At 60.8% G+C, this 8703-nt stretch carries 8 protein-coding genes; 7 read left to right on the forward strand and 1 reads right to left on the reverse strand.

Annotation, left to right across the window (positions count from 1 at the left end; translation table 11 throughout):
- Positions 1 to 57 precede the first annotated feature (57 nt).
- The 4 genes from AC1D1M_RS26630 (at position 58) to AC1D1M_RS26645 (ending at position 5101) form a co-directional block, all read left to right on the forward strand.
- Positions 58 to 2382: an FdhF/YdeP family oxidoreductase gene (locus AC1D1M_RS26630; protein WP_477777959.1), complete on the forward strand. Its 2325-nt coding sequence runs from the start codon at positions 58 to 60 to the stop codon at positions 2380 to 2382.
- Positions 2383 to 2503: 121 nt separating this feature from the next.
- Entirely contained in the window at positions 2504 to 3925 is a 1422-nt protein-coding gene (locus tag AC1D1M_RS26635) for a cytochrome ubiquinol oxidase subunit I (protein ID WP_477777960.1), read from the forward strand.
- 17 nt (positions 3926 to 3942) lie between these two features.
- Positions 3943 to 4959 (forward strand): cytochrome d ubiquinol oxidase subunit II, encoded by a 1017-nt coding sequence (gene cydB / locus AC1D1M_RS26640; protein ID WP_477777961.1) that lies wholly within the window; start codon positions 3943 to 3945, stop codon positions 4957 to 4959.
- Positions 4946 to 5101, forward strand: coding sequence for a DUF2474 domain-containing protein (locus AC1D1M_RS26645; protein ID WP_008051210.1), 156 nt, complete (start codon positions 4946 to 4948; stop codon positions 5099 to 5101). Before cydB ends, AC1D1M_RS26645 begins: the two co-directional genes overlap by 14 nt.
- 612 nt (positions 5102 to 5713) lie before the next feature.
- Here the strand turns inward: AC1D1M_RS26645 and AC1D1M_RS26650 are convergent.
- The gene (locus AC1D1M_RS26650; RefSeq protein ID WP_477777962.1) at positions 5714 to 6565 is read right to left on the reverse strand and encodes a CAP domain-containing protein; all 852 of its coding nucleotides are present in this window, start codon (positions 6563 to 6565) and stop codon (positions 5714 to 5716) included.
- Positions 6566 to 6707: 142 nt separating this feature from the next.
- Here AC1D1M_RS26650 and AC1D1M_RS26655 point away from each other — a divergent pair, with 142 nt between their 5' ends.
- The 3 genes from AC1D1M_RS26655 to AC1D1M_RS26665 form a co-directional block, all read left to right on the forward strand.
- Complete coding sequence (locus AC1D1M_RS26655; RefSeq protein ID WP_477777963.1) at positions 6708 to 7328, forward strand: cell wall hydrolase; 621 nt, start codon at positions 6708 to 6710, stop codon at positions 7326 to 7328.
- Positions 7329 to 7527: 199 nt separating this feature from the next.
- Positions 7528 to 8505 (forward strand): NAD-dependent epimerase, encoded by a 978-nt coding sequence (locus tag AC1D1M_RS26660; RefSeq protein WP_477777964.1) that lies wholly within the window; start codon positions 7528 to 7530, stop codon positions 8503 to 8505.
- Between the two features lie 49 nt (positions 8506 to 8554).
- The coding region (locus AC1D1M_RS26665; protein WP_477777800.1) for a glycosyltransferase family 2 protein at positions 8555 to 8703 on the forward strand (149 nt) is incomplete at its 3' end.

The following is an 8703-nucleotide window of genomic DNA, read 5'->3' on the forward strand; positions in this document are numbered from 1 at the left end:
ATCGAACAATGACCTGAATCAGGTCGAAGCCTGTGTGCATTGTCACGGAGAAGTACCATGTCTCAAGTCGACCGATACAAACCCTATAAAGGTGCCGCCGCCGGTTGGGGCGCGCTGATCGCTGTTACCAAGAACTGGCTGGGCAGTGAAAACGCGCTGAAGAATATTCGCGCCATGCTCAAGACCAACCAGAACGGCGGGTTCGACTGTCCCGGTTGCGCCTGGGGCGAGTCGCCGGAAAACGGCATGGTCAAGTTTTGCGAGAACGGCGCCAAGGCGGTTAACTGGGAAGCCACGGGCCGTTTGGTCGACCCGGCCTTCTTCAACAAATACAGCGTCTCGGCGCTGGCCGAGCAGAGCGATTACTGGCTGGAGTATCAGGGTCGCCTGACCCACCCGATGCGCTATGACCCGGCCACCGACCGCTACGTGGAAACCACCTGGGACGAAGCGTTCGCGACGATCGCCCGGCACCTCAATGCGCTGGAATCGCCGGATCAGGCCGAGTTCTACACCTCGGGCCGGGCCAGTAACGAGGCCGCCTTTCTCTATCAGTTGTTCGTCCGGGCCTACGGCACCAACAACTTCCCGGACTGCTCGAACATGTGCCACGAAGCCAGCGCGGTGAGCATGATCGAAAGCCTCGGCGTGGGCAAAGGCACCGTGGTGTTTGACGATCTGGAACATGCCGATGCGATCTTCGTCATCGGCCAGAACCCCGGCACCAACCACCCGCGGATGCTCGAACCGTTGCGCGAAGCGGTCAAGCGCGGTGCGCAGGTGATCTGCATCAACCCGCTCAAGGAGCGCGGTCTGGAGCGCTTCCAGCATCCACAGCACCCGATCGAAATGTTGATGAACGGCTCCGAGCCGACCAACACCGCGTACTTCCGCCCGGCACTGGGCGGTGACATGGCGGTCATGCGCGGCATGGTCAAGTTCCTGCTGCAGTGGGAGCGCGAAGCACAGGTCAGCGGCGGCGAGCCGGTGTTCGACCACGAGTTCATCGCTGAGCACACCTCGGGAATGGGCGCCTACCTGGGCGAAGTCGACGCCACCAGTTGGGAGCACATCGAACAGCAGTCGGGCATGACTTTGGCTGACATCGAACTCGCCGCCCGCATGTACGCCCGGTCCAAGCGGGTGATCATGTGCTGGGCGATGGGCCTGACCCAGCACACGCACTCGGTGCCGACGCTGCAGGAAGTCATCAACCTGATGCTGCTGCGCGGCAACGTCGGCCGTCCCGGCGCGGGGCTGTCGCCGGTGCGTGGTCACAGTAACGTGCAGGGCGACCGCACCATGGGCATCAACGAGCTGGCGCCTACCGAGCTGCTCAATGCCCTGGAAAAGCGCTTCTCCTTCAAGCCGCCGCGCGAGCATGGTCACAACACCGTGATGGCGATCGGCGCGATGGAACAGGGGCGCTCGAAAGTGTTTATCGCCCTGGGCGGCAACTTCGCCCAGGCCACCCCCGACACGCCGCGCACCCACGCTGCGTTGCGCAAATGCGACCTCACCGTGCACATCGCCACCAAGCTTAACCGCAGCCATCTGGTCACCGGTCGTGAAGCGCTGATCCTGCCGTGCCTGGGCCGCACCGACATCGACATCCAGGCCGAAGGGCCGCAAGGAGTGACCGTGGAAGACACCTTCAGCATGATCCACATCTCCCATGGTCAACTGAAACCCAAGTCGAAAAACTTGCGCTCCGAGCCGGCAATCATTGCTGGAATTGCCGCTGCGACGCTGGGCAAGCACCCGATCGACTGGAACTGGGCCATCGGCGACTACGGCCGTATCCGCAACATGATTGCCGACACCATTCCCGGCTTCGAAGACTTCAACCGGCGCTTGCTGCATCCGGGCGGTTTCCACATGCCCAATGACGCAGCCAAGCGCATCTGGAAAACCGCCAGCGGCAAGGCTCAGTTCACCCCGAGCGTGCTGCCGGAGCACCTGATCAGCGAGGGCGTGCGTAACCTGGCGGTCAAGCCGCATTTGATTTTGCAGACCATGCGTTCCCACGATCAGTACAACACCACGCTGTACGGTTTGGACGATCGCTATCGCGGGGTCTACGGCATGCGCGACGTGGTGTTCGCCAACGAGCAGGACATTCGTCGACTGGGTTTCGAACCGGGGCAGAAGGTCGACCTGGTGGCGCTGTGGGACGATGAGCGCGAGCGTCGGGTCAGCGGTTTCACCCTGATCGCCTACGACATTCCGGCCGGTCAGGCGGCGGCGTACTACCCGGAAACCAACCCGCTGGTGCCGCTGGAAAGTTACGGTGACCGCACCTTCACCCCGACTTCCAAGTTCGTCGCCATCCGGCTGGAGCAGGCGAAGGCCAGCAACCTGATTTCGACTTCCGCCGCCTAGCACCGGGGGCGGCCCGAAGCCGCTCACGTAACCCTTTCGACTTGTATTGGCTGCAGGCCCTCCGGCCTGACGGTGGCCCGGCCGTGTGCCGCCGTTTTTCAGCCGCGATGAGGATATCGACATGTTTAACCTGGAGGCACTGGACCTGGCGCGCATGCAATTCGCGTTCACGGTTTCGTTCCACATCATCTTTCCCGCCATCACCATCGGGCTGGCCAGTTTCCTGTCGGTGCTCGAAGGGCTTTGGTTGAAGACCCACAACGACACCTATCGCGATCTCTACCATTTCTGGTCGAAGATCTTCGCCGTCAACTTCGGCATGGGCGTGGTCTCGGGGCTGGTCATGGCCTACGAGTTCGGCACCAACTGGAGCCGTTTCTCCGACTTCGCCGGCAGCATCACCGGGCCGTTGCTGACTTATGAAGTGCTCACCGCGTTCTTCCTTGAAGCCGGGTTCCTCGGGGTCATGCTGTTCGGCTGGAACCGGGTAGGGCGTGGCTTGCACTTTTTCTCGACGGTCATGGTCGCCATCGGCACCTTGATCTCGACTTTCTGGATTCTTGCGTCCAACAGCTGGATGCAAACGCCCCAGGGTTTCGAGATTGTCGACGGTCGCGTGATGCCACTGGACTGGCTGGCCATCGTGTTCAACCCGTCGTTCCCGTACCGCCTGGCGCACATGGCGATCGCCGCGTTCGTGGCCACGGCGTTCTTTGTCGGCTCGTCGGCGGCGTGGCACCTGCTGCGCGGCAACGACACCAAACAAGTGCGCAAGATGCTGTCGATGGCGTTGTGGATGGCGTTGATCGTCTGCCCGATCCAGGCCGTGGTCGGTGACGCCCACGGTTTGAACACCCTGGAACATCAACCGGCGAAGATCGCTGCCATCGAAGGGCACTGGGAAAACAACGGCAGTGAAGCGACGCCGCTGGTGCTGTTCGGCATCCCCGACATGCAGGCCGAGAAAACCCGATACGCCATCGAGATTCCCTACCTGGGCAGCCTGATCCTGACCCACAGCCTCGACAAGCAGATCCCGGCGCTCAAGAGCTTCCCGAAAGAGGACCGGCCGAATGCGACGGTGATCTTCTGGAGTTTCCGCGTCATGGCTGGGCTCGGCATGTTGATGGTGCTGGCCGGCGTGCTCGGTCTTGCCCTGCGCCGCAGCGGTGCCATCTACCGCAATCGCTGGTTCCTGCGCCTGATGTTGTGGATGGGCCCAAGCGGCCTGATCGCCATGCTGGCCGGGTGGATCACCACCGAAGTCGGACGTCAGCCGTGGGTGGTGTATGGCCTGCTGCGCACTGCCGATGCCGCGTCCAATCACAGTGTCGCGCAGTTGAGCATCTCGCTGGCGCTGTTCGTGGTGATCTATTTCTCGGTGTTCACGGTGGGCATCGGCTACATGATGAAACTGGTCGGCAAAGGGCCGCAGCCGCATCACGGGCACCCCGTCGACGGGCATTCCGATCAGGTCATCACACCGCGCCGGCCGCTGTCCGCCGACGCTGAAATCCTCGAAACCGACGCCCGCGTCAATTGAAGGAAGGGAGTTGAGTCATGGGTATTCAAGGTATCGATTTATCGCTGATCTGGGGCGTGATCATCGCCTTCGGCGTGATGATGTACGTGATCATGGACGGCTTCGACCTGGGGTTGGGCATTCTGTTTCCGCTGATCCCGGATGCGAAGGAGCGCGATGTAATGATGAACACTGTGGCACCGGTCTGGGACGGCAACGAGACCTGGCTGGTGCTGGGCGGCGCGGCGCTGTATGGCGCATTCCCGCTGGCCTATTCGGTGATTCTGGAGGCGTTGTACCTGCCGCTGATCCTGATGTTGTGCGGCTTGATCTTCCGCGGCGTGGCGTTCGAGTTTCGTTTCAAGGCCAGCCCTGAAAAGCGTCATGTCTGGGACATGGCGTTCATCGGCGGTTCGCTGCTGGCGACCTTCTCCCAGGGCGTGGTGATCGGTGCTTACATTGCCGGCATCCCGGTGGTCGACCGGCAGTTCGCCGGTGGTTCGCTGAACTGGCTGGCACCGTTTCCGCTGTTCTGCGGAGTCGGCCTGATCGTCACTTACGCATTGCTCGGCAGCACCTGGTTGCTGGTCAAGACCGAAGGCATGCTCGAATCGCGGATGCGTCTGTTCACCCGGCCCCTGGCCTGGCTGCTGTTGGCGGTGATCGGGGTGATCTGTGTATGGACGCCGCTCCTGCATCCGGAAATCGCCACGCGCTGGTTTGCCCATGCACACCTGGCGGTGTTCGGTGGCCTGGCGGTGCTGGCCTTGCTGGCGATGTTCGGCTTGCTCAAGACCCTGCGCCAACGCCACACCCATTGGCCGTTCGCCTTCACCCTGATGCTGGTGTTCCTGGGCTACATCGGCCTGGCGTTCAGTATCTGGCCGAACATCGTGCCGCCTTCGATCAGCCTGTGGGCTGCGGCGTCACCACCGACCAGCCAGTTGTTCATCCTGATCGGCGCTCTGTTCATCCTGCCGATCATCCTGATGTACACGGTCTGGAGCTACTACGTTTTCCGCGGCAAAGTGAGGATTGGCGATGGCTACCATTGATTCCCGTGAACCAGCACCGGCGCCTTGGTACAAGCGCCTTGGGTGGCTGGTGTTGATCTGGCTGGGCAGTGTGGTTGCGTTGGGTGTGGTGGCGGGGGCGTTGCGGATGTTGATGCAGGCGGCCGGGATGAGCAGCCACTGATGGCAAGTCATTAAAGGGTTCCAGTTCACTTTGAGGCGTATGGATTGGATTGGGTGAATATCCATTCCTGCGGTAACGGCCACCTATGGTTCCGCTCTTACAGCGGGTCACTTTGGAAAAGCCCCAAAGTAACCAAAGGGCTCTTGCCCCTGACGTTCGGTGCCTCGCCTAGGCTCGGCATGCCCTCGCTCCGGTCCTGCTCCGTGGGCCCGCCGCCATCGGCCATCCATGGCCGGGGGCGGCTAACCCGGCATCCATGCCGGGTTGCCCACTGCGCAGAACCTCCACTCGGCCTCTCGAGGGGGCAAGAAGATCAAAAGCTAAAGCCAAAGCAAAAGCTTGGCGGCCTACCGGCCGGCCTGATCGCAATTGAACTCGTTTCCCTGTGGGAGCGATGCTTGCTCGCGATGGACGTCAACGATAACGCGTGCTGTCTGAATGATCGCGTTGTTCAGACGTTTTTCGCGAGCAAGCATCGCTCCTACAGGTACGAAGTAGCTCTGGCTTTTGATCTTGATCTGCCCCGTCGGAAGGCCGCCCACGCCACACTCTGTGCGCCAAGGACTTCGGTCTCACCGCAAAAACTTTCTTAAAGGGCACAGAGTCTTGTCTTTACTGCGCCCCAAACATCGCCGTCCAGTAAATCCCCGCATCACTCTTCGGGTCGGTCGCATACGCCGCGCCCAACTCGCGGAACTGCGGGTTCATCAGGTTGGCGCAATGGCCAGGGCTGGTCAGCCAGCCTTCGACCACCTTGCGTACGCTGTCCTGTCCGGCGGCGATGTTTTCGCCGATCTGCTGGAAGTCGTAGCCCGCCAGTTCCGCACGGTCACCCGGGGTGCGGCCATCGCGGTCCTTGTGGTCGAAGAAGTTGTTGTTGGCCATGGCGCGCGAGTGGGTTTCGGCGGCCGTGCCCAGTATGGCGTTCCAGGCCAGCGGCGCGGTCGCATTGAAAGACTGGGTGCCGCATTGACGCGGCTTGGCCCGTGCGGCGTTGAGTTCGATGAGCAGCTTCTGGCCCTCGGTCTGCCAGTCGCCCAGGCGTGAACTCAGCAGTGGCCGCGCCAAGACGATGCGCCACTGATTGTCCTGGCGGCTGACGCCGACATCGACGAATTGCGGGTCGAGTACGATCTGGCAAAAGCTCTCCTGAATTGCCTTCATCGCCGAGGCCGCATCACGGGGCCCGGACAGGCTGATGGCCTGCACATTCTTCATGGGATAACCCGCAGTGGCCATGGCCTGCTGCAGATTGCCGATGCTCGGGCCGGACAGTACCAGGCGCGGGTCGGCCGACAGCGGCGGCAGCTCCGATGAGACCTGGCCGGCACAGCGCTGCAGTTGGCTGCGGTAGACGTTGATCGATTCGATCAATTGCGCTTCGTCCGCCGCCACGGCGTGGGCGGCGAATACCAGGCCCAGAGACAAGCCGGTCAAACGCATTGCGGATGAGATGAAACCCATGAAGATCCCCCTTGAGCAGATTGCGCCCATGATGCGCGAAGTTGGCCCATCCAGGGCAACGGATTTATCCAGAGTGTAGTGGGGTGGGTGGAATCATTTCACTACTAGACTGAATCGAACCGCTCACCGAGTGACACTGACCATGCGTCTCGACTGGATCGCCACTTGCCTCGTCCTCATGTTGCTTGCCAGCCCGGTATCCGCTACGGATCAAGAGCAAAAACAGCAAGCGGCCGAGAACAAGGCCGAGGTGCTGGAACAGAAAGCCGCGGAGAACAACAACCCCGCACCGGTGCCTAAGGCTGAAGCGATTACCCCGTCCGAAGTCCAGGCCGTTGACCCGGCGGGTGTCGCGCCGCTGGACGACGCGATCACGTGCCTGGCCCGGTCCATTTACTGGGAAGCCAGGGGCAACGACCCCGCCGACATGGAGGCGGTGGCCAACGTGGTCATGAATCGTCTGGGGCACGAGGGCTTTCCGGACACGGTGTGCAAAGTGGTCAAACAGGGTTCGGAGACCAAGAGTTGCCAGTTTTCCTGGTGGTGCGACGGCAAGTCCGATTCGGTCCAGGAAGAGGTGCCTTATACGATGGCCAAGGAAATCGCGCGCAAGGCCCTGAACAAGGAGCTGCCGGACCGAACCCAGGGTGCCCTGTATTTCCATGATCGTACGGTCAAGCCGGATTGGGCCACGCAATACATCAAGACCGTGGATATCGGCTTGTTCCGGTTTTACAAGCCCCATGACGAATCGGCCAAATAGTAGCGGCGTTTTCGGCCAAATATTGTTTTTTTGCTTTGGTTGTGCGAGGCGTTATCGAAACTGAAATGTTTCTGTTTTATAAGCTTCATAACGAAACCGTGCGCGAATGACGCCATAAGCAGGAGCTATATATGAAGCTGACGAGGGTCTGGATCAGTAATCTCGCGCCGATCGCGGCGCAGTCGCAGGCGTGCATCCAATGACCGTTCTGGTCACCGGTGCGGCCGGTTTCATCGGTTTTCATACGGTCCAGCGCTTGTGCCGCGAGGGTCAGGAGGTTGTCGGGATCGACAACCTCAACGACTACTACGACGTGGAGCTCAAGCACGCACGCCTCAAGGTGCTGGAGACTTTGCCGGGTTTTCGTTTCCGGAAAATGGACATCGTCGACAAACCGGCCCTGATGAGCCTGTTTCAAGAACACGCTTTTACCGAGGTGGTGCACCTGGCTGCTCAGGCCGGAGTGCGCTACTCGCTGGACAACCCGGATGTCTATGCGCAATCGAACCTGGTGGGTTTCCTCAATGTGCTGGAAGCCTGTCGGCACCATCGCCCCGAGCATCTGATCTACGCCTCGAGCAGTTCGGTGTACGGCACCAACAGCAAGATGCCGTTCAGTGTCGAGGATCCTGTCGAACATCCCGTTTCGCTGTACGCCGCCACCAAGCGCGCCAATGAACTGCTGGCCGAAAGTTACTGCCATTTGTATGGCTTGAAAGCCAGTGGCCTGCGCTTTTTTACCGTCTACGGTCCGTGGGGCCGCCCGGACATGGCACTGTTCAAGTTTACCGACGCCATCCTCAAAGACCTGCCCATCGACATTTACAACGAGGGGCAGATGTCGCGCGACTTTACCTATGTCGACGACATTGTCGAAGGTATCGCCCGACTACGTCCGAAGCCTCCGGTGCCGGAAGGCTCCGCCGCCGGGGTAAACCGGCTTTTCAACATCGGTCGTGGCATGCCGGTGGCGTTACTGGATTTCGTCGACTGCCTGGAATCCGCCCTGGGCCTGCAGGCCCGGCGCAACTATATGCCGATGCAGGCCGGTGATGTGGTCAAGACCTGGGCCGATGTCTCGGCACTGGCCGAGTGGGTGGGCTTCAGCCCGCAGGTGACGCTCGAAACCGGCGTTGGCGAGTTTGTGAAGTGGTATCGACAGTTCTACCGGATTTGAAGCGTTCGCCTCTGATCTCGAAAAAATCAAAAAGGGCTAGAGAGACCCGATGAGCCAAGACATTTTTGTATCCGTACTGATCCCCGCCAAGAACGAAGCGAACAACCTCAAGCCACTGCTTGAGGAAATCCGCGTCGCATTGGCCGCTGAATCGTACGAAATCATCGTCGTCGACGATGGCAGCACCGACGCGACCCT

Source organism: Pseudomonas sp. P1_F7 (assembly GCF_056405655.1).

Excerpts from the sequence above, each read along its gene's own strand:
- AC1D1M_RS26655 (WP_477777963.1), top strand. The coding sequence starts at position 6,708 with ATGCGTCTCGACTGGATCGCCACTTGCCTCGTCCTCATGTTGCTTGCC.
- cydB (WP_477777961.1), top strand. The coding sequence starts at position 3,943 with ATGGGTATTCAAGGTATCGATTTATCGCTGATCTGGGGCGTGATCATC.
- AC1D1M_RS26630 (WP_477777959.1), top strand. The coding sequence starts at position 58 with ATGTCTCAAGTCGACCGATACAAACCCTATAAAGGTGCCGCCGCCGGT.
- AC1D1M_RS26635 (WP_477777960.1), top strand. The coding sequence starts at position 2,504 with ATGTTTAACCTGGAGGCACTGGACCTGGCGCGCATGCAATTCGCGTTC.
- AC1D1M_RS26650 (WP_477777962.1), bottom strand. The coding sequence starts at position 6,565 with ATGGGTTTCATCTCATCCGCAATGCGTTTGACCGGCTTGTCTCTGGGC.
- AC1D1M_RS26660 (WP_477777964.1), top strand. The coding sequence starts at position 7,528 with ATGACCGTTCTGGTCACCGGTGCGGCCGGTTTCATCGGTTTTCATACG.
- AC1D1M_RS26645 (WP_008051210.1), top strand. The coding sequence starts at position 4,946 with ATGGCTACCATTGATTCCCGTGAACCAGCACCGGCGCCTTGGTACAAG.